Origin of the sequence: Paraburkholderia edwinii (assembly GCF_019428685.1) — a bacterium.
GTDB lineage: Bacteria > Pseudomonadota > Gammaproteobacteria > Burkholderiales > Burkholderiaceae > Paraburkholderia > Paraburkholderia edwinii.
In genome coordinates this window covers 1920379-1939192 of record NZ_CP080095.1, presented here as the reverse complement: position 1 = coordinate 1939192, position 18814 = coordinate 1920379, and the positions used below count along the sequence as shown (strand labels likewise).

20 protein-coding genes are annotated in these 18814 nt (G+C 62.0%); 8 read left to right on the top strand and 12 right to left on the bottom strand.

Annotated elements, in window-relative coordinates:
• Positions 1-299: 299 nt before the first annotated feature.
• Positions 300-1295, bottom strand: coding sequence for a LysR family transcriptional regulator (locus tag KZJ38_RS08660; RefSeq protein WP_219799659.1), 996 nt, complete (start codon positions 1293-1295; stop codon positions 300-302).
• Positions 1296-1417: 122 nt separating this feature from the next.
• Between KZJ38_RS08660 and KZJ38_RS08655 the strand changes: the two genes are divergently transcribed.
• The 4 genes from KZJ38_RS08655 to hemP all read left to right on the top strand — a co-directional run bounded on the left by KZJ38_RS08655 (position 1418) and on the right by hemP (position 3892).
• A complete protein-coding gene (locus tag KZJ38_RS08655) occupies positions 1418-2290 on the top strand; it encodes a pirin family protein (protein ID WP_219799658.1) in 873 nt (290 codons plus the stop codon).
• A gap of 207 nt (positions 2291-2497) precedes the next feature.
• Positions 2498-2896 carry an OsmC family protein gene (locus KZJ38_RS08650; protein WP_219799657.1) on the top strand — a complete coding sequence of 133 codons (399 nt, stop codon included), beginning with the start codon at positions 2498-2500 and terminating at the stop codon, positions 2894-2896.
• Between the two features lie 53 nt (positions 2897-2949).
• Positions 2950-3444 carry an SRPBCC family protein gene (locus tag KZJ38_RS08645; RefSeq protein ID WP_219799656.1) on the top strand — a complete coding sequence of 165 codons (495 nt, stop codon included), beginning with the start codon at positions 2950-2952 and terminating at the stop codon, positions 3442-3444.
• A gap of 163 nt (positions 3445-3607) precedes the next feature.
• Positions 3608-3892 (top strand): hemin uptake protein HemP, encoded by a 285-nt coding sequence (gene hemP, locus KZJ38_RS08640; RefSeq protein WP_219799655.1) that lies wholly within the window; start codon positions 3608-3610, stop codon positions 3890-3892.
• Positions 3893-4235: 343 nt separating this feature from the next.
• On the opposite strand, the gene KZJ38_RS08635 is transcribed toward hemP, so the two are convergent.
• The 6 genes from KZJ38_RS08635 to uvrB form a co-directional block, all read right to left on the bottom strand.
• On the bottom strand, positions 4236-4652 hold the full coding sequence (locus KZJ38_RS08635) for a GlcG/HbpS family heme-binding protein (RefSeq protein ID WP_219799654.1): 417 nt from the start codon (positions 4650-4652) through the stop codon (positions 4236-4238).
• A gap of 58 nt (positions 4653-4710) precedes the next feature.
• Positions 4711-6117, bottom strand: a complete 1407-nt coding sequence (locus KZJ38_RS08630) for a 4Fe-4S binding protein (protein WP_219799653.1) — start codon at positions 6115-6117, stop codon at positions 4711-4713.
• A complete protein-coding gene (locus tag KZJ38_RS08625; RefSeq protein WP_219799652.1) occupies positions 6114-6959 on the bottom strand; it encodes an FTR1 family iron permease in 846 nt (281 codons plus the stop codon). The genes KZJ38_RS08630 and KZJ38_RS08625 overlap by 4 nt, the downstream gene beginning before the upstream one ends.
• Before the next feature lie 163 nt (positions 6960-7122).
• Positions 7123-7458 (bottom strand): cupredoxin domain-containing protein, encoded by a 336-nt coding sequence (locus KZJ38_RS08620; RefSeq protein ID WP_219800182.1) that lies wholly within the window; start codon positions 7456-7458, stop codon positions 7123-7125.
• A 139-nt stretch (positions 7459-7597) separates the two neighbouring features.
• Complete coding sequence (locus KZJ38_RS08615) at positions 7598-8146, bottom strand: iron transporter (protein WP_219799651.1); 549 nt, start codon at positions 8144-8146, stop codon at positions 7598-7600.
• 369 nt (positions 8147-8515) lie between these two features.
• Positions 8516-10609, bottom strand: a complete 2094-nt coding sequence (gene uvrB / locus KZJ38_RS08610) for an excinuclease ABC subunit UvrB (protein ID WP_219799650.1) — start codon at positions 10607-10609, stop codon at positions 8516-8518.
• A 552-nt stretch (positions 10610-11161) separates the two neighbouring features.
• On the opposite strand from uvrB, the gene KZJ38_RS08605 reads away from it, so the two are divergent.
• Positions 11162-12361 (top strand): amino acid aminotransferase, encoded by a 1200-nt coding sequence (locus tag KZJ38_RS08605; RefSeq protein ID WP_219799649.1) that lies wholly within the window; start codon positions 11162-11164, stop codon positions 12359-12361.
• A 132-nt stretch (positions 12362-12493) separates the two neighbouring features.
• On the opposite strand, the gene KZJ38_RS08600 is transcribed toward KZJ38_RS08605, so the two are convergent.
• Positions 12494-13873 (bottom strand): DUF3734 domain-containing protein, encoded by a 1380-nt coding sequence (locus KZJ38_RS08600; RefSeq protein ID WP_246641689.1) that lies wholly within the window; start codon positions 13871-13873, stop codon positions 12494-12496.
• Positions 13874-13888: 15 nt separating this feature from the next.
• Positions 13889-14686 (bottom strand): 3-hydroxybutyrate dehydrogenase, encoded by a 798-nt coding sequence (locus KZJ38_RS08595; RefSeq protein ID WP_219799648.1) that lies wholly within the window; start codon positions 14684-14686, stop codon positions 13889-13891.
• A gap of 227 nt (positions 14687-14913) precedes the next feature.
• On the opposite strand from KZJ38_RS08595, the gene KZJ38_RS08590 reads away from it, so the two are divergent.
• Positions 14914-15885 carry a potassium channel beta subunit family protein gene (locus KZJ38_RS08590; protein WP_219799647.1) on the top strand — a complete coding sequence of 324 codons (972 nt, stop codon included), beginning with the start codon at positions 14914-14916 and terminating at the stop codon, positions 15883-15885.
• Positions 15886-16101: 216 nt separating this feature from the next.
• Positions 16102-16947 (top strand): 23S rRNA (adenine(2030)-N(6))-methyltransferase RlmJ, encoded by an 846-nt coding sequence (locus KZJ38_RS08585; protein ID WP_219799646.1) that lies wholly within the window; start codon positions 16102-16104, stop codon positions 16945-16947.
• Positions 16948-17028: 81 nt separating this feature from the next.
• Here KZJ38_RS08585 and KZJ38_RS08580 read toward each other — a convergent pair whose 3' ends face one another.
• The 3 genes from KZJ38_RS08580 to cueR form a co-directional block, all read right to left on the bottom strand.
• Complete coding sequence (locus tag KZJ38_RS08580; protein WP_219799645.1) at positions 17029-17403, bottom strand: hypothetical protein; 375 nt, start codon at positions 17401-17403, stop codon at positions 17029-17031.
• 187 nt (positions 17404-17590) lie between these two features.
• Positions 17591-17737, bottom strand: coding sequence for a DUF3563 family protein (locus KZJ38_RS08575; protein WP_075157570.1), 147 nt, complete (start codon positions 17735-17737; stop codon positions 17591-17593).
• A 279-nt stretch (positions 17738-18016) separates the two neighbouring features.
• Positions 18017-18442, bottom strand: coding sequence for a Cu(I)-responsive transcriptional regulator (cueR, locus tag KZJ38_RS08570; RefSeq protein WP_219799644.1), 426 nt, complete (start codon positions 18440-18442; stop codon positions 18017-18019).
• Between the two features lie 151 nt (positions 18443-18593).
• On the opposite strand from cueR, the gene KZJ38_RS08565 reads away from it, so the two are divergent.
• Positions 18594-18803 carry a cation transporter gene (locus KZJ38_RS08565; protein ID WP_219799643.1) on the top strand — a complete coding sequence of 70 codons (210 nt, stop codon included), beginning with the start codon at positions 18594-18596 and terminating at the stop codon, positions 18801-18803.
• The last annotated feature ends 11 nt before the right edge of the window (positions 18804-18814 follow it).

Below are 18814 nucleotides of genomic sequence, written 5' to 3'. Positions count from 1 at the left end.
TGCCATCGGAAGAGTAGCCAGCATCACCGCATGCGACAGCCGTGGTCGACACGGACAGCGCGGTCAGCCCTATCAGGCTCGCTATGATAGCGGCCATGAGTTTTCGCATAGGAAGCTCCCTTGCGAACGGGATTCAAATATAGGCCCGGCGGCCCACGCATTCAAGCAAACAGCCATTGAAAGTACTCATCGATGCGCGCACTCGAATGCCTAAATCAAAGCGCGTGCGATATAGCAACCGAGTGCAACTGTCGCGACCGCTGGCAACCGCACGCCGCACTTCCGATACCTGGGACTACCTATAGCGATTCCGCGTGGGCATTCGCTTCGGCTTGCTCGCGCTCCGCGGAAAGGCGGGTCGGGCATTCGCCTGTGATGTATTTGCCTGAATCGGGATCGAGCATTTCGACGAGATAATCGACGAAGGTTCGCACCGCGGGCACCATCCCCTGCCGCGACAGAAACACCGCATAAAGCTGCGGCGACGGCAGCGTCCAGCCCGGCATGACCGGCGACAACTGGCCCGAGCGCAACGCGGCGCCATACAACATTTCCGGCAAGGCCGCGATGCCGACGCCGGCCATTGCCGCTTCACGTATCGTCGCGAGGTCTGCGGTGACGAGGCGCGGTTGGTGCTCGTGCAAATGCCGCGAGCCGTCGGGTGAAATCAGATTGAATACGTAACGGCCATCGTTGGTCGGCGTATCGAGCGTCTCGAACCGGCTCAGATCCGCTGGCTGCAGCGGCGGCGCATTCTGGTCCAACAGGCTCGGCGCGCCGACCAGCATCTGCTGCGTGCGCCACAGCGGCCGCACGATGATGTTCGCGTTGTCGGGCGGATCCGAGCGCACACGCAGCGCGACGTCGATCGAATCTTCGAAAAGATCGACGACGCGGTTCGTCACACGCATCACGATGTGCACTTCCGGGTAGCGATGCATGAACTCGGGCAGAATCTGCGACATGATGGTCTGCGACACGGTGACGGGCACGCTTACGCGAACCGTGCCGCGCGGCGACGAACGCAGCTGCTGCACGACATTGACGGCCGCCTGCGCCTCCGAGAGCATCGCCTGACAGTGCTGATAGAACAGATGGCCCGCTTCGGTCAGCGCAAGCTTGCGCGTCGAGCGCTGTAAGAGGCGCACGCCGAGCGAGCCTTCGAGTTCGGTCAGGCGGCGCGACAGCCGCGACTTCGAGATGCCGAGCACGCGCTCGGCAGCGGAAAATCCGCCGTGCTCGACGACCTGCGAAAAATACATCAGGTCATTCAGGTTATGCGAATCGATCTTCATCTCATCGTTCCACTAGTAGAACAATCCATTGCGGTGCGCCCACTGTAAGCGCCAAAAGCGGTCCATATAATATCCCTACGTTTCAAAAATGACGCTATTCCCCATTTTTCTGAGGTGACTTGATGAGCTCGACCCGCACGATCGAACGCACGTATCCCGCCGTTCGCACGACGGAAGGCGGCGGTTTTATCGTCCACCGCCCGTTCCCTACCCGGATGCTGATGGACTTCGACCCGTTTCTGCTGCTCGACGAAATGGGACCCATCGACTACGCGCCGGGCGAAGCGAAAGGCGCGCCCGATCATCCGCATCGCGGTTTCGAAACCGTCACGTATGTGCTCGAAGGTCAATTCGGACACAAGGATTCGGCAGGACATTCCGGCACGCTGCATGCGGGCGACGTGCAATGGATGACGGCCGGCGCCGGCGTCGTGCACAGCGAGATGCCCGATCCTTCGTTCGTTGAAACGGGCGGCCGCGTGCACGGGTTGCAGCTCTGGGTGAACCTGCCGCGCCCCGACAAGATGATCGCGCCGCACTATCAGGAGATACCGTCGACGCGGATTCCCGTTGCGACGTCAGCGGACGGCAAGGTTCGCGTAAAGGTCATTGCAGGCGAAGCGCTCGGCGCAAAGGCAGTGATCGAAACGCGTACGCCGATTCTGTACCAGCATTTCACGCTGCAGCCGGGCGCGCAGCTCGTGCATCCGGTGCCGCGCGAGTATCGCGTGTTCGCTTATGGGCTGTCGGGTACGGGCCTGTATGGTGAAGGCCGGCAGTCAATCGAGGCGCGGAAAATGGTCGTGTTCAATAGCGATGGCGACAGCATCACGCTGGCGGCCGGCGATGAGCCGCTCGATGTACTGCTCTTCGGCGGTGTGCCGCTCAACGAGCCGGTCGTGCGCTACGGTCCGTTCGTGATGAACACCGAGGACGAAATCCGCCAGGCCGTGATCGACTATCAGGCGGGACGCATGGGACGCATCGCGCATTGATGCGTTGACGTATTGACGCGTCGACGTATCGACGCATGATGCCTTGCCGCGCGCATCGGCGAGCACGCTTGCGTGGCTCATGGCGACACGATCTTTTTTGTGATTTCGTTCACAATAGCGGTTCGCCTTGCGCGCGGCGTCACATGGCCACATGGAAGGCCTTGCGGCCTCACACCGCGCGCGCAATCTATCGTTAAAGGAGCGTACATGGCAGAGCCCAAGGTCAGCGCGCATATCGGCTCGACGAACTTCAAGGTTCTTTTCGACGACGGCGCCCATACGTGGCTCGCCGACGAACCGGAATCGCTAGGCGGCGGCGACCGCGGACCGACGCCGGTCAGCCTGCTGCTGTCGAGCCTCGGCGCATGCACGTCGATCACGCTGAAGATGTATGCGCAACGTAAAGGCTGGCCGCTCGACGATGTACACGTCACGCTGTCGATTGAAACCGGCGACGAAGGATCGACAATCGACCGCCAGATTTCGCTTGAAGGCAATTTGTCCGATGAGCAGCGGGAACGGTTACTGCAAATTGCCAATGCATGCCCGGTGCACAAGATCCTGACGCGGCCGATTGCGATCCGCACGGGTTTGACGGTCGTTTGATGGTCGTTTGATGCGCGCTACGCGCCGTGTGCGACAACGAGGAAGCCGCCGTTTTGAATTTCGAACATCTGATCCAGATCAACGACCCGCTGAACCCGCTCATGCAAGACATGACGCGCGATCAGCTTTGGGAAGGCCTCGTGCTGCGCGCTGAACAGCCGCAACTCTTCGTGCTGGGCCTCGACAGCTGCACGATACTGTCGCGCACCGAAAGCACGCTCGAGCGCGAATTGCACTACGGCCATGCCACCGTGCGCGATCACGTCACACTGCAACCGAAGGAAAGCGTGCGCTACGACATCATGGCGACGTCGGCGCACGTCGGCGGCTCGCTCACGATGACGATCGAGCAGCCCGACCCGGTGCAGCTTTTCTTGCGCTTCCAGTACCAGACCACCTTGCCGACCACCGATGAGAAACCGGCCGACAACGACGTGCGTCAGACGCAGGAAATCGTCAAATCCGCGTATCGCGAGTCCGACATCGATACGGTGCGCCTGATTCGCGAGTACGTGCTGGGGCTCAACGCGCCCGATCAACTGCACTGACTTCCGTACCGCGCTGACGCAAAGCGTTGCGCGGACTCGCCTGCTTCGATCATTTTTGAGTCTGCCTATCGGTTCGGCACTTCGATGAATTTCGATTCCTTGTAAATAGGAATGGTTATCATTTAGAATCCATTCCATCGAATCGACAAACCGATGGCACCGAATGACGAACATGACGCGCCCTTCCACCTTGAGCCTGCGCCATCCGGCCGCGCAAGCGCTGACGACCAGCCGTGCAAGCAAGACCAGCGCACCGGCGGCAACGCCAACCGCGGAACGCACGGGTAACGCCGCGCCTTCGTCGTCGGAATCGTCCGGCAACGGCAACGAGCGGGTGGTGCGCAGCGAGACGCTGTTGCAGGGACGCAGCCACATCAGCATCACGCACAACGGCGAAACGTACCAGTTGCGCTCGACGCGTCTGGGCAAACTGATTCTGACTAAGTAAAGGCAGCGCGCAAGAGCAGTTGCAGTCGTGAAGTACAGCAGCGAAGTGCAGTAATGAATTGCAGTAATGAATTGCAGTAACTACAGGGTATTGTGGGGACCACCTCTGCGAGAGGTGTTGGGCTTTAGCCAGCCACGACGGCTTGCACGCGAGATCTAGACCCCTTCGTGCAGACACCAAGCCAGCCGTCGAAGCCAGCCAGGCCGCTTTTTTGGTTCTCACGCATGGCAACGTGTCATACGGCCAACGGGCCGATGCATCGCGCTGCGATCAATCGATACGACGAAAGCCGCGCGGATGGTTCACGCCATCGCGCGGCTTTCGCACTTTCAGCCGTCACGCGTCACGGCTTCTGCGTTTCATCGAGCGCTGCGATGCCCGCCCGCGCAATCGATGCGTCCTGCTCGGACTTCACGCCCGATACGCCGATCGAGCCGACCACCTCGCCATTCGCGATGATCGGTACCCCGCCCTCTACCATCGCGACAAGCGGCGCGCTCAGGAAGGCGGTACGCCCCTGCTTGATGATGTCTTCGTAGACTTTGGTTTCGCGCCGTCCGAGCAACGCGGTGCGGCCCTTGCCGATCGCCATTTCGACGGTGCTGGCCGCGACGCCGTCGCCGCGATGCAGATAGAGCAGATGACCGCCTTCGTCGAAGATCGCGATGGTCACGTGCCACTGGTTCGAGGCCGCGTGCGCTTCGGCAGCGGCGGCCATTTTCCTGACGTCGTCGTCGGTCAGAACAAGTTTGCTTCTCACGGGCAGCCTCCGTACCGGCCTCGATAAGGCCTGCTGGGCACTTCTACTCGACACGCCGTCAGCGCGCCCAGCCCCAGAACATCAGCCACCACGCGCTATCGACGACCGCCAATGCAGCGATGAACCATAGCATGGCGAACCCGCGCTGGAAAAGCCGCGCGCTATAACGGCGCGTGACGAGCCACGCGAGCCAGGCGCTCCACAGGTTCGCAATGGCCAGAATGGTGAGCCGCACGTCCGACGCCCAGAAGAGCGGCACATGCTCGGCGCGCAGCAGCGACAACGTCGTGGCCGACAGTCCGAGGAATACGCCGGTGCCCGCAATCGGAATCAGCGCCTGCGCGAGATGATGGAGCCGCGTGCGGTCGAAGCGGCCGAGCGCACGCGACGCACCCGCCATCAGCGCAAGCAGCACCGTGCCGTACACCAGCCCCGTCACGAGGATATAGCCGATCACCATCGTGCCGTCGAGCCACGAGAAAACGTCGTTCTGCTCCGGATAATGCGTGAACAGGAACCACGGCACGTGATCGGTGTCGAGCGGCCAGGTGATATCGCGATCGATCAGCCACGTCGCGAGGAACTGCTTGACGCCGATAAACCACGGCGACACGGTCCAGTGGAATGCGCCGATCGCGATACCGAGCAGGCCGTAGAGGATCAGCGCGGTGTCCCACGCGTTCGCCTGTTTGTCGCCGAGGTCGACGACTTCGGTCGACGGCTTGCGCCACGTGAGCGCGATCGCATCGCGATGGCCGGCGCAGCGGCCGCACATATGGCACGACGAAGCGCCCTTCATGTTGCGCAGCGGCACCAGCGGCGCGCAGTTGATCGGAATCACGCGATGGCCGTGCTCGCCCTGTTTGTACGAACGGCGCCACGCGTCTTCGTCGACCTTGTAGTGAAACGGCGCAAGCCGCGCCAGCAGCGCGAACACCCCGTTGACGGGGCACAGATACTTGCACCAGATGCGCTTCTCGCGTCCGTACAGCAAGCCGATGATCATCGCCGCGAACGTCGACCCGCCGAGCACGAGCAGTACGGCTTTCGGATACTGATAGACGCTTACCATCTGGCCATAGATGGTCGTAATGCCGAACGCGACGAAGGGCCAGCCGCCCCAGCGCATCCAGCGCGGAATCGCGCGGCCGCGGCCGAATTTGCTCGCAAACTCGGCGAGCGCGCCTTCAGGACACAGCACGCCGCACCAGACACGTCCGAGCATCACCATCGACAACAGCACGAACGGCCACCAGATGCCCCAGAACACGAATTGCGCGGCCAGCGTGAGGTTGTTCCACAGATGCGCGGTGTCGTCGGGCAGCGGCGTGAAGGCCGGCACCAGAATCAGAAACGCATAAACCGCGACAACCACCCACTGGATGCCGCGGATCGCAGCGCCGTGACGCTGCATCCATTGCCCGACTTCGGCAAGCCGGCCCGGTCGGCTCACCACGCTGTTCATGCGGCGCGCCCCGCCTGACGCTGCGGCAGCGGACGCTGCGCACGGCGCATCAGCAGATAGACGACCGCCCAGTAGGCCGCATACGCAATCAGGTTCATCAGCGCCGGATGCGCGCGATAGCCGGTCAGCGTCGCGACGAGCGAGCCGACGGTACTCGAATCATCGAGCAGCCACGACGAGTTCCACACCTGGTCGACGATAGTCGGCAGGAATTCCTTGTCGATCAGTTTGTCGACGCCGGTTTCGAAGAGGCCCGCACCGAGGAACAGCAGCATGATCTCGGTCACGCGGAAGAACAGGCGCCACGAAAACACCTTGCCGCCCAGTTGCAGCACATAGAACGTGACGAAGGCGAGCGCGAGGCCGATCACCGCGGCCAGCACCTGGCCCACCGGCACATGCCCGGACTGGCCGAAGCCGACGCCGTAGAGGAAGATCACCGTTTCGCTGCCCTCGCGTGCGATCGCGAGCGTAACGAGCAGCGTGATGCCCCACCAGTTCGCGTCCTGCGTGCTCTTCTGCAGCGACTGTTCCATGTCGCGTTTGAGCGTGCGGCCGTGCTTCTTCATCCATAGCACCATCTGCACGATCAGCACACAGGCGATCAGCACGATCGCGGTCTGGAAATAGTCCTGCGCGTCGCCCGAAAGGACTTCGGTGAAGCCGACCAGTGCGGCGCCCAGCGCGATCGCCGCGAGCACGCCGAGACCCACGCCCGCCCACAAAAAGGGCAAGCCGCGCCGCGCATTCTCGTCGCCGTTCTTCAGCCACGCGTACAGGATGCCGACGACCAGCAGCGCCTCGACACTCTCACGCCACACCACGAACATCACCTGACCCATCAAACCCTCCAACCGCATTGCAAGGAGCGCCCGCGCGCTCCCGATCCTTGCCTGTGCGACCGTGAACATCAACGACTGCCGTGAACCCGGTCCCGCAATGTCTGCTGCTACTTACGCTACGTGGACTGCTGCTTATGCCGCCTATGCTGCTGTGCTGTTTGCGTCACTTCGCGACGATCACGCCTTGCGCCTGCTGATGGAAATCGTCGAAGAACTTGTACTCGCCCGGCGACAGCGGCGCGATCACGACGAACGACGACGCCCCAGGCGCCAGCACTTTTTCCTTGCGCAGTTCGACACTCTCGAACTCGGCCGCGCCCTTGCCGACGTTATGCACCTCGATCTTGATGCGCTGACCGGACGGCACTTCGATGCGCGCCGGGTTCAGCTTGCCGTCGTTCATTTCGAGCTGGAACGTCGGCAGATCGGCTGCATGCGCAACATCGACGACCGCGGCCGAACCCACCAGCGACACCGCCGCGATTACCGCACGCACCATCCTGTTGTTAAGTCTCATGCACCATCCCTGAAGCTTTGCTTAAGAACGCGCGGCGCCGCGCGCCACGCGTTGCTGTCCGCGCATGCAGTCCGCGCGTTGCAGTCCGCGCGTTGCAGTCCGATCACGCGACCCGCTGCGCTCAATACCCGCCCTTCTTGCCGATGCCGGCGAACGTGAAGTCGTAGTCGAGCGTGAACGGCTTGAACCACGGGCCCACGCCGGTTTCCTTGTCGACGTGACGGCCGAACGCCATATGGCCCATCTGCATCGGCGGCTCGACGATCAGCTTCAGGTGATACTTGCCGGGCCCCGACAGTTTCACGTTGTCGCCGTAGTGCGGGCCGTCGTTCGCGACCATAGCCATCAGATCGCCCTTCTGCGACCAGCTCGAACCGTTCTTCGTCAGTTCGTAATGCACCTGCAGGTACGGCATCCAGTCGCCTTCCGCAAAACCGGTCGGATTGTTCTTGACCGCATGGATGTCGGCTTCGAGGTGAACGTCCGAATCCGACGCCTTGCGCATCATCCCTTCAGGATCCATCGTGATCGGCTGCAGATAGACGGCGCCGATCTCCATGCCGCCCTGGATCTGCTGTTTGCCGATCGGGTACTCGGCAGCCGCAGCCGGCAAAGCGACAGCCGCGGCGACGGCGAACATACCGCCGCACAAAATTGACGAAACGCGCATTGAAACTCCTTTGTTTTTGTAAATCGAAGCGGACCGTCACGACCCGCTGCGACGACTCACTCCGAGGCTTCCTGTTCCTGCTGACTGCGACTGCCGACTACGTGCTAACCGCGACATGCTCACCGGGGATTTCTGCGATTGCGAAACCAGTAAATAACGGTAATGCGAACCATTCTCAATACTTGCCGCGAGTTTATCACTGTTCTGTTTCCGGGACAAATGCAAATGCGCTGGAAACCTAGTTGCGACAGGGGTTTACGGGGAGCTTGTAGTCGTCTTGCCGCAGTGAAATAACGCGTGAAGCCAAGGGGGTCGCACCACATGCGGCGCGATGCCGCACGCAGCGTAACCATTCAACATTTCATTTCGTCAATCGGTGCCCGTCAGATGGTCGCCGACGTTCGCGCCGAACACGCGCTGGCGCAATAGCGCGAGTTGATCGCGCGCCTGCGCGGCCTTTTCGAATTCGAGATTTTTGGCGTAATCCATCATCTGCTTTTCGAGGCGTTTGATTTCCTTGGCGAGCTGCTTTTCGGACATGTCCTCGAACTTCGCGCGCTGTTGCTGCTCGCGCAGTTCGGTGCGCGCTTCGTCCGCGTTGTAGACGCCATCGATAATGTCCTTGATCCGCTTGACGACGCCGCGCGGCACGATGCCCCTCTCCGCGTTGTACGCGATCTGCTTGGCGCGACGCCGCTCGGTTTCGTCGATCGCGCGGCGCATCGAGTCCGTGACGTTGTCCGCGTACAGAATCGCCTTGCCGTTCACGTTACGCGCCGCGCGGCCGATCGTCTGGATCAGCGAGCGCTCGGCGCGCAGGAAGCCTTCCTTGTCCGCGTCGAGAATGGCGACGAGCGACACTTCGGGAATATCGAGTCCCTCGCGCAGCAGGTTGATGCCGACCAGCACATCGAACGTGCCAAGCCGCAGGTCGCGGATGATTTCGACGCGCTCGACCGTGTCGATGTCGCTGTGCAGATAGCGCACCTTCACGCCGTGGTCCGCGAGAAACTCGGTCAGCTGCTCAGCCATACGCTTCGTCAGCACCGTGACAAGCACACGTTCGCCGGCTTTCACACGCTCGTTGATTTCGCCGAGCACATCGTCGACCTGGCTGCGCGCCGGACGCACTTCGATCTCGGGATCGACGAGGCCCGTCGGTCGCACGACCTGCTCCGCCACCTGGCCGGCGGTCTTCTTCTCGTAGTCGGCGGGCGTCGCGGAAACGAACACGACCTGGCGCATCTTGTGCTCGAATTCGTTGAACTTGAGCGGCCGGTTATCGAGCGCGGAAGGCAGGCGAAAACCGTAGTCGACGAGGTTTTCCTTGCGCGCGCGGTCGCCGTTGTACATGCCGTTCAACTGACCGATCAGGACGTGCGATTCGTCGAGCAGCATCAGCGCATCAGGCGGCAGATAGTCGACCAGCGTCGGCGGAGGCTCGCCCGGCAACGCGCCGGAGAAATGCCGCGAGTAGTTCTCGATGCCTTTGCAGAAGCCGAGTTCCTGCAGCATCTCGAGGTCGAAGCGCGTGCGCTGCTCGAGACGCTGCGCTTCGACGTGCTTGCCTTGCGAATGGAAGAACTCGAGCCGCTCGCGCAGTTCGGACTTGATCGTTTCGACGGCGCGCATCACGGTTTCGCGCGGCGTCACATAGTGCGAAGACGGGTAAACGGTGAAGCGCGGAATCTTCTGGCGCACGCGGCCCGTCAGCGGATCGAACAGTTGCAGCGTGTCGATTTCGTCGTCGAACAGTTCGATGCGCACGGCCATTTCGGCGTGCTCGGCCGGAAACACGTCAATCGTGTCGCCACGCACGCGGAATGTGCCGCGCTGGAAATCGGCCTCGTTGCGCGTGTACTGCATGGCGATCAGCCGCGCGATCACCTCGCGCTGCCCCAGCCGATCGCCGGTTCTCAGCGTAAGAATCATCTGGTGGTATTCGGACGGATTACCGATACCGTAGATCGCCGATACGGTCGCGACGATCACCACATCGCGCCGCTCCATCAGGCTCTTCGTTGCGGACAGACGCATCTGTTCGATGTGCTCGTTGATCGACGAGTCTTTCTCGATAAACAGGTCGCGCTGCGGCACATACGCTTCCGGCTGGTAGTAGTCGTAGTACGACACGAAGTACTCGACTGCATTGCGCGGAAAGAACTCGCGAAACTCGGCGTACAGCTGCGCGGCAAGCGTCTTGTTCGGCGCGAACACGATGGCCGGGCGGCCCAGGCGCGCGATGGTGTTCGCCATCGTGTAGGTCTTGCCGGAGCCGGTCACGCCGAGCAGCGTCTGGAACGACAACCCGTCCTCGACGCCTTCGACGAGCGTCTGGATCGCCGTCGGCTGGTCGCCGGCCGGCGGATACGGCTGATAGAGCTTAAACGGCGAGTCTTCGAACGAGACGAATTTGGATTCGTCAAGCGTGTCGTTGACTTCACTCAGGTGATGTTCGGACATGAGGCGGCATCCTGGGCCGAAAGCAAACGACTATTCTAGCGATTTGCGAAGCGGCGGGCTGTGAGTTGGAACGCGGTTTGAGCGCGGACCTCGATACGGCTGTCGGGCCGGGCGGTTCGTTTTCGAGGTGCGAACGTTCAGGCGCGGGACTTTCGGCGCGTGAGGGCGTTGGCGCGGCGTTTGCGGGATTGATGCTGGCCTGTTTGCGGGCTTGACGTCGGGGCGCACCGCCGGGCAGCGATCCGGCACCCAAAACCGCTTGAAACAACCGCTCAAACGCCTTCTGCGCCGCGGCGATTACGACCGCCGCGCGGCTGATTGCGGTCCACGCTGCGGCAACCCGCGCCAGCTTGCATATGTGGTCAACGTGCCGCATTCCAACAGATTCGCGCCGAAAATCGCCCGAGGATTCGCTACAATGGCACGTTGCGCGTCGCTGCGAGCCGCCCGGTGATGCTTTCGTGGCGGCTAGCCGGGCGCCTGCAAGCCGCGCTTAAGCCGATCAAGAAGCTGTCCCGTCGCCGTCTTCCTTTTCACTACTGCCGAACCATCATGTCTCTCTTTTCCGCTGTCGAACTTGCCCCCCGCGACCCGATCCTGGGCCTGAACGAAGCCTTCAACGCCGACCCGCGTCCGACCAAGGTCAATCTCGGCGTGGGCGTGTACACGAATGAGGAAGGCAAGATTCCGCTGCTGCGTGCAGTGCGCGACGCGGAAAAGGCACGCATCGAGGCGGCACTGCCGCGCGGCTACCTGCCGATCGAAGGCATCGCCGCTTATGACGCAGCGGTCCAGCAACTGCTGCTCGGCAAGGATTCGCCGCTCGTCGCGGCCGGCCGCGTCATTACCGCGCAAGCGCTCGGCGGCACGGGCGCGCTGAAAATCGGCGCGGACTTCCTCAAGCGTCTGAACCCGTCGTCCAAGGTGGCGATCAGCGACCCGAGCTGGGAAAACCACCGCGCGCTGTTCGAGAACGCGGGCTTCGAGGTGATCTCGTACCCGTACTACGACGCGAAGACGAACGGCGTCAATTTCGAAGGCATGCTGGCGGCGCTGAACGGTTACGCGGCAGGCACGGTCGTCGTGTTGCATGCGTGCTGCCACAACCCGACCGGCGTTGATCTGACGGCCGACCAGTGGCGCCAGATCGTCGAAGTCGTGAAGGCACGCCAGCTCGTGCCGTTCCTCGATATCGCGTATCAGGGCTTCGGCGACAGCATCGAGTCGGACGCGGCCGCCGTGCGCCTCTTCGCGCAGTCGGAACTGAACGTGTTCGTGTCGTCGTCGTTCTCGAAGTCGTTCTCGCTGTACGGCGAGCGCGTCGGTGCACTGTCGATCATCACGAACAGCAAGGAAGAAGGCTCGCGCGTGCTGTCGCAGCTGAAGCGCGTGATCCGCACGAACTATTCGAACCCGCCGACGCATGGCGGCTCGGTCGTCGCGGCCGTGCTCAGTTCGCCGGAACTGCGTGCGACGTGGGAAGCGGAACTCGGCGAAATGCGCGATCGAATCCGCGCGATGCGTAATGGCCTTGTCGAGCGTCTGCAGGCCGCCGGCGTCAATCGCGATTTCAGCTTCGTGAACGTGCAACGCGGCATGTTCTCGTACTCGGGGCTGACGGCGGCACAGGTCGATCGTCTGCGCGAAGAGTTCGGCATCTACGCGGTCAGCACCGGACGTATTTGCGTCGCGGCGCTCAACACGCGCAACCTCGATGTGGTCGCAAATGCGATCGTGCAAGTGTTGAAGTAACGCGGCGAGGTTTGCCGGCTGGGCGTGATGAGCGATGCCGCTCCGGTCGGTCGATACAGGGTGTAAGAGCGAAAGCGGCACTGCGGAAGCAGTGCCGCTTTTTCTTTGCTCTGCGCGCGCGCCCAGCCGGTATCAGCGCGCGTCGCGATGAATATCGTGCGTGACAAAGCCAGAGTCGTTGTCCGGCATATCGAGCCAACCCGGCTGCGCAAGCGACGCCTGAATATCTTCGAGACCGCTTTGCCAATGTTCGCGCATCGTCGACAAGCCGAACTGATAGTCCTTGTAGTGCCCTTCGTACTCCTTGTTCCGGTAGATCAGATGGATCACGTTGTAGCGCTTCGAGCACGATAGCTCGTCGGCGAGCTTGCACCACGGGTCGTCGCGATGCTCGGGCGCGACGCGCTCGAGCAATTCGCGCAACACGTGCCTGAAGCGCTGCGTCCGCTGCATCGTGTCTGTGACGTAACGCGTGCGGCTCGAATACTGGATGTCCTTCACCCGCCCCTGCACGTCGGTGATGTTGTCCGGCACCGGACCGACCGCACTCCATAAATCGACCTGGAAGGCGAGCGTATCGCGGCGCGGCGTCGTTTGCGCGACCTGATAGAGCGGCGTGTTCGACATCAGTCCGCCATCCCAGTAGTACTGGCCGTCGATTTCGACTGCGCCGAAGCCCGGCGGCAACGCGCCCGACGCCATGAAGTGCTCCGGCTTCAGCACGGTGTTCGGGTGCGTGTTGTCGAAGTAAGCGAAGTTGCCGGTGGCGACGTTGACGGCCCCGACCGATACGCGCATTTCGCCGGAATTGATGCGATCGAAATCGCAGAGCCGTTCGAGCGTCGCCTTCAACGGCGTGGTGTCATAGAAGCTCGCGACTTGCGGCGGGCCGGATACGGTCGGCAGCGGCGGCGGAAAGCGCGGCACGAAAAAGCCCTTCTGCCCGTCGACAATCGCACCGACGGCCTGCATCGCGGTGAACGCCTTGCGAACGGCCTCGGTGGAGTTGAAGAAAGCATGTTCGACGAATGGCGGCAACGGCGGCCCGAACGCTGGCTGGCAGATCGTTTCCCAGAATTCGAGCAGCCGCTCGACGCGATGCTCGGGCGCATTGCCGGCGATGATCGCCGTATTCAATGCGCCGATCGAAATGCCGGCAAGCCAGTTCGGCACAATGCCCGCTTCGTGGAGCCCCTGGTACACACCGGCCTGATACGCGCCGAGCGCGCCGCCGCCTTGCAGCATCAGCGCGATCGTCTCGTACTGCGGCAATTCGATGCGGCCGCTCGCGCGTGCACTGGCCACTGCGCTGGCTGCCGCGCGTGCAGAGGCGCTGGCAGCTGCGTTGTCAGCCGCGCTGGCAGTCGCGCTGGCAGTCGCGCTGGCAGTCGCGCTGCCAGCAGTATCCGCGGCAGCGGCGCTGACCGCAGCACCAACGTTCGCACCAACCCGCTCGCCGCTACCCTCGCCGGCCGCGTGCGCGCGGGCCTCTTTGACGTTGCGTTGTGCCATTCGCGCTCTCCATGGTTATTGCATGTACCAGCCGTGGCTCACGATAAACGACTGACCGGTCAATGCCGCGGTCGGGAACGCCGACAGGAACAGCACGGTCTGCGCGACATCTTCGACGGTGGTAAACACGCCATCCACCGTGCCGCCCAGCATCACGCGCTTGACGACTTCTTCCTCGCTGATGCCGAGTTCCTTCGCCTGCTCGGGAATCTGCTTGTCGACGAGCGGCGTGCGCACGAAGCCCGGACAGACGACGTGCGAACGCACGTTATGCTTTGCGCCTTCCTTGGCAAGCACGCGCGAGAGACCGAGCAGCGCATGCTTGGCGGCCACATACGCGGACTTGAGCGGCGACGCCTCATGCGAATGCACCGAGCCCATGTAGATCACGACGCCGCCGCGATCGTCCTTGTACATATGCTTGAGCGCTGCCTTCGTGGTGAGGAACGCACCATCGACGTGAATCGCCTGCATCTTCTTCCAGTCGGAAAACGCGTAGTTCTCGATCGGGTTAACGATCTGGATGCCGGCATTTGAAACAAGGATATCGACCGAGCCCAGTTCGGCGGCGACCTTGTCGATGCCCTGATTGACGGCGTCTTCGCTTGTCACGTCCATCGCAACGCCGATTGCCTTGCCGCCCGCCTTCCGGATTTCATCGGCAACCGCATTCGCGCCGTCCTGGTTCAGGTCGGCGATGGCGACGGCCGCGCCCGCTTGCGACAGCGTCAACGCGATCTGTTTGCCGATGCCGCTCGCCGCGCCCGTGACGACCGCGACCTTGCCCGTGAGACTCGTATTCAGTGACGACATCCAGAACCTCCATGCAGTAGGTGAACAATGAAACCATGACGCGCGCGCGCCGTGAACCTAGCCGAACGGCATATGCCTTTCGGCTGAATGGTGCACTGCAGCCAGCGCTGCTATTGTGCATGAAGCTGAACGCGCAAAGCACGCGTCACGTGCTGCGCAGAATCGGATTAAGCTAGGCGGCTTTCAAGCAGTGCTTGAACAACAGTCGGATAAACAAGGGGAAAGGCATGAACTATCGTCGTCTGGGCCGCTCGGGCCTGCAGGTCAGCGAATTGTCGATCGGCTCGTGGGTCACGTACGGCAATCAGGTGGACCGTCGCGTCGCGCGCGAATCGCTCGCTGCGGCGCGCGACGCCGGCATCAATTTCTTCGATAACGCCGAAGTCTACGCAGGCGGCAAGTCCGAAGAAATCATGGGTCATGCACTCAAGGAGCTCGCGTGGCCGCGCGTTAGCTACGTCGTCTCCACGAAGTTCTTCTGGGGCCTCAATGAAGCGCCGAATCAGTATCACACGTTGAACCGGAAGTACCTGATGAACGCGATCGACGGCTCGCTTGCGCGTCTGCAGCTCGACTATGTCGATCTCGTGTTCTGCCATCGTCCCGATCCGCACACGCCGATCGAGGAAACGGTCTGGGCGATGAGCGACATCATCACACGCGGCAAGGCGCAGTACTGGGGCACGTCCGAATGGAGCGCCGATGAGATCCGCGCGGCCTACGAAATTGCCGAGCGGCACCATCTGCACAAGCCGGTCATGGAACAGCCGCAATACAACCTGTTTTGCCGCAAACGTGTCGAGGAAGAGTACAAGCGGCTTTACGAGGACATCGGCCTTGGCTTGACCACATGGAGTCCGCTTGCATCGGGCCTCCTGACCGGCAAGTATCGCAACGGCGTGCCGGCCGGCAGCCGCGCGGAACTGCAGGGATTCGACTGGCTGCGCAATGCGTTGACCGACACGAACAAGAACAATATCGTCAGCAAGCTCGGCGACGTTGCGGACGAACTTGGCTGCTCGCTCGCGCAACTGGCGCTCGCATGGATCCTGAAGAACCCGAACGTAAGCACCGTGATTACCGGCGCGTCGCGCGTCGAACAGATCGGCGAAAACATGAAGGCACAGGACGTCGCCGCGAAGTTGACGCCGGAAATCATGGAGCGCATTGAGGCGATTGTCGGCGACGCGCACCAGTAAGCGTAACGACACGCGGCGTCGCGCTGCAACGCTTGCGCGCCGCCGGTGGAAGCTGAATAGAGGGGACCACCGCCCAGCGTCGCGTACTACCGGTGTCGCGTACTACAATACGCGCCCGCGTTGCACGAACCGTCAACGTGTAAATCATGCGTCACCGGTCGGAACGGCCGGCACGTGCCTATCTGTTTTGGACACCCGCCCCGGATCGATCCCACCATGCTCAGCTATCGACACGCCTTCCACGCCGGCAATCATGCCGACGTTCTGAAGCACGCCGTACTCGTGCAGTTGCTCCAGTATCTCGGCCAGAAAGACAAGGCGTACTGGTACATCGACACGCATGCCGGCGCCGGCGTATATGCGCTGAAAGAAGGCTACGCGGCCAAGTCGGCCGAGTCCGCAAGCGGCATTGAGAAGTTGTGGAAACGCACCGACCTGCCGCCGGTGCTCGCTGACTATGTCGAGGAAGTGTCGGCACTCAATCCGGACGGCGAGCTTCGTTACTACCCCGGCTCGCCCTATCTCGCGTGGCGCCTGATGCGCGCTCAGGACCGGATGCGTCTTTTCGAACTGCATAGCACCGAAATCGACGTGCTCCGGCACAACTTCCGCGATGCCGGCAAGCGGGCAATGCTGTTCGCGGGCGACGGAATCGAAGGCATCAAGCCGCTGCTGCCGCCGGCGCCACGGCGCGGGCTCGTGCTGATCGACCCGTCGTACGAGGACAAACGCGATTACTCGCGCACGCTCAATTGCGTCGAAGACGGTCTGAAGCGCTTTGCGACGGGCACGTTCGCAGTCTGGTATCCGCAGGTGACGCGTCCCGAATCGCAGCGGTTCGCGGATCAGCTCAAGCGCCTGCAGGAAAAGAACTGGCTGCATGTGTCGCTGACGGTTTCCAGCCCGCCGGCCGATGGTTTCGGCCTGTTCGGCAGCGGCATGTTCATCGTGAACCCGCCGTACACGCTGCCGAATGCCATGAAGGAAACGATGCCGTGGCTTGTCGAAGCATTAGGGCAAGACAAGGCGGCACAATTCAAGGTCGAGTTTAGGCTGGACTAAACGGCTGTCGGACATTGGCGAAGTCACCGGCCGCCCGTCCATCCGGCGAAGGCCTTTTCCGTTGTTGCGCGTGCGCGCGTGTTACTGAGGCATCCGCGGCTGCGGCGTCGGACGCGACGGTTGAGGTTGCGGGCCGCCCGAGTGCGGCGGTCTGCCGCCGTTCGACGCGTTGGTCGGCAGATTGATATACGGCGCCACATAGATCGGCGTCGACTGGTTGTACGGCGCAAGCTGCTCCGGTTGGGCCGCGGGCGCCGCCTGCACAATCGGTTCCTGCGAGAGCGGCGCGTTTTGCAGCACGATGCCGCTCTGGCCGTCGCTGATGCCGTGTTGCGTATCGAGGATCAGCGGCTGTCCGCCGCCCGCCGCGAATGCGGTCGAAGCGATGAGCGCGGTCGCCATCAGCATCGAAGCCGTGGCGGGGGTCGCGAAGCGGGTTGAACGGGCGTTGCGCATGGAATGAGCGGATCCGGTTACGGGGCAACGGTGAAGGCCAACACAAGCGCCTATACCAAAAACCGCTTTACCTTACCGCAGTGGCAACGTTCAGACTAGTGAATATTAAGTGTACGGGTGCCAGAAACGACAAAGCCCCGCAAAAGCGGGGCTTGATCAGCTGCGGTATCGCGCCGCGCTGGGTGGCTTACAACGAGTAGCCGCCTTTTTCGAGTTCGCGGATCCGCTGTTCGAGTTGAACGATATCGGCCGATTCGGCCAGATACGTTTCGCGACGGCTTTGCTCAGCGGTTTCGAACCAGTTGCTCAGTTTTTCGACGATGTACGCGATCATGATGTTTCTCCAAGGACCAGTATGAATCCCCGGTGGATTGGACATCAGGGATTTCCCGTAAAAGGGTTAACCCGCATTATAGCTGTCCGCGGCTCGCGCGCCAGTGAAATGCCTGAATTGTGTGTATTCCGATCTGGAATGGTGCACGTACCCAAGCGACTGATTCGTCTACAGTTCCCGAAGATTTCGCGTCAAACGGTGAGGCATCGCCCGAAAAATGCACCATTGACGGGCATTTCCCGGGAACACGACACCCTGCGGTCCACCCCCATTAATCACTCATTTGCTGCAGCACCCACCGCTGGCCAAGGTGGCGTCGCTGGCGGCGAGCCGCTCGATGATCGGGCAGTCGGGCCGGTCGTCGCCATGGCAATGGTCCGCGAGATGGGAAAGCGTGTCGCGCATCTCCGTCAGTTCGGCGATCCGCCGGTCGAGCTCCGCGACGTGTTCGAGTGCGATCGCCTTGACCTCGGCGCTCGCGCGCGAGCGATCGTGCCACAGCGCAAGCAGGCGGCGAATGTCATCGACGAGAAAGCCGAGGCGCCGCGCCTGGCGGATAAAGCGCAACGAATGCACCTCCTGCGTCCCGTACACGCGATAGCCGGCAGGGGTGCGTTCCCTCGCCGCAAGCAAGCCCACGCTCTCGTAGTAGCGGATCATTTTCGCCGTGACGCCCGACGCGCGAGCGGCTTCGCCAATATTCATGTCACCGGTTCCTGTTTTGTAGCCGTGCCACCCGATCGTACACCTTCCCATGATGGGAAGCTCAATCTCCCGTTGGACCCGGCGGTACTCAGGTGCGATCCGCCCGGCATAATCCAACTGTCGTCCTACCTGTTTGCATAAGGAGTCTCGAATGACCATCGAATTCAACGTAGAAGGCATGAGCTGCCAGCATTGCGTGTCGGCCGTCACCAACGCGATTCGCGAGCGCGACGCGGCGGCGAATGTCCGGGTTGATCTGGCGGCAGGCAAGGTTGCCGTCGAATCGTCTGCGTCAGTCGAGACTTTGAAAGATGCGATCGACGACGCGGGCTACACGGTCGTCGCCGTCGCCAATCAATGACGCAAAGAAAA

Coding starts and splice junctions, on each gene's coding strand:
- KZJ38_RS08660 (WP_219799659.1), bottom strand. CDS start 1,295: ATGAAGATCGATTCGCATAACCTGAATGACCTGATGTATTTTTCGCAG.
- KZJ38_RS08655 (WP_219799658.1), top strand. CDS start 1,418: ATGAGCTCGACCCGCACGATCGAACGCACGTATCCCGCCGTTCGCACG.
- KZJ38_RS08650 (WP_219799657.1), top strand. CDS start 2,498: ATGGCAGAGCCCAAGGTCAGCGCGCATATCGGCTCGACGAACTTCAAG.
- hemP (WP_219799655.1), top strand. CDS start 3,608: ATGACGAACATGACGCGCCCTTCCACCTTGAGCCTGCGCCATCCGGCC.
- KZJ38_RS08630 (WP_219799653.1), bottom strand. CDS start 6,117: ATGAACAGCGTGGTGAGCCGACCGGGCCGGCTTGCCGAAGTCGGGCAA.
- KZJ38_RS08625 (WP_219799652.1), bottom strand. CDS start 6,959: ATGGGTCAGGTGATGTTCGTGGTGTGGCGTGAGAGTGTCGAGGCGCTG.
- KZJ38_RS08620 (WP_219800182.1), bottom strand. CDS start 7,458: ATGGTGCGTGCGGTAATCGCGGCGGTGTCGCTGGTGGGTTCGGCCGCG.
- KZJ38_RS08615 (WP_219799651.1), bottom strand. CDS start 8,146: ATGCGCGTTTCGTCAATTTTGTGCGGCGGTATGTTCGCCGTCGCCGCG.
- uvrB (WP_219799650.1), bottom strand. CDS start 10,609: ATGTCCGAACATCACCTGAGTGAAGTCAACGACACGCTTGACGAATCC.
- KZJ38_RS08605 (WP_219799649.1), top strand. CDS start 11,162: ATGTCTCTCTTTTCCGCTGTCGAACTTGCCCCCCGCGACCCGATCCTG.
- KZJ38_RS08600 (WP_246641689.1), bottom strand. CDS start 13,873: ATGGCACAACGCAACGTCAAAGAGGCCCGCGCGCACGCGGCCGGCGAG.
- KZJ38_RS08595 (WP_219799648.1), bottom strand. CDS start 14,686: ATGTCGTCACTGAATACGAGTCTCACGGGCAAGGTCGCGGTCGTCACG.
- KZJ38_RS08590 (WP_219799647.1), top strand. CDS start 14,914: ATGAACTATCGTCGTCTGGGCCGCTCGGGCCTGCAGGTCAGCGAATTG.
- KZJ38_RS08585 (WP_219799646.1), top strand. CDS start 16,102: ATGCTCAGCTATCGACACGCCTTCCACGCCGGCAATCATGCCGACGTT.
- KZJ38_RS08580 (WP_219799645.1), bottom strand. CDS start 17,403: ATGCGCAACGCCCGTTCAACCCGCTTCGCGACCCCCGCCACGGCTTCG.
- KZJ38_RS08575 (WP_075157570.1), bottom strand. CDS start 17,737: ATGATCGCGTACATCGTCGAAAAACTGAGCAACTGGTTCGAAACCGCT.
- cueR (WP_219799644.1), bottom strand. CDS start 18,442: ATGAATATTGGCGAAGCCGCTCGCGCGTCGGGCGTCACGGCGAAAATG.
- KZJ38_RS08565 (WP_219799643.1), top strand. CDS start 18,594: ATGACCATCGAATTCAACGTAGAAGGCATGAGCTGCCAGCATTGCGTG.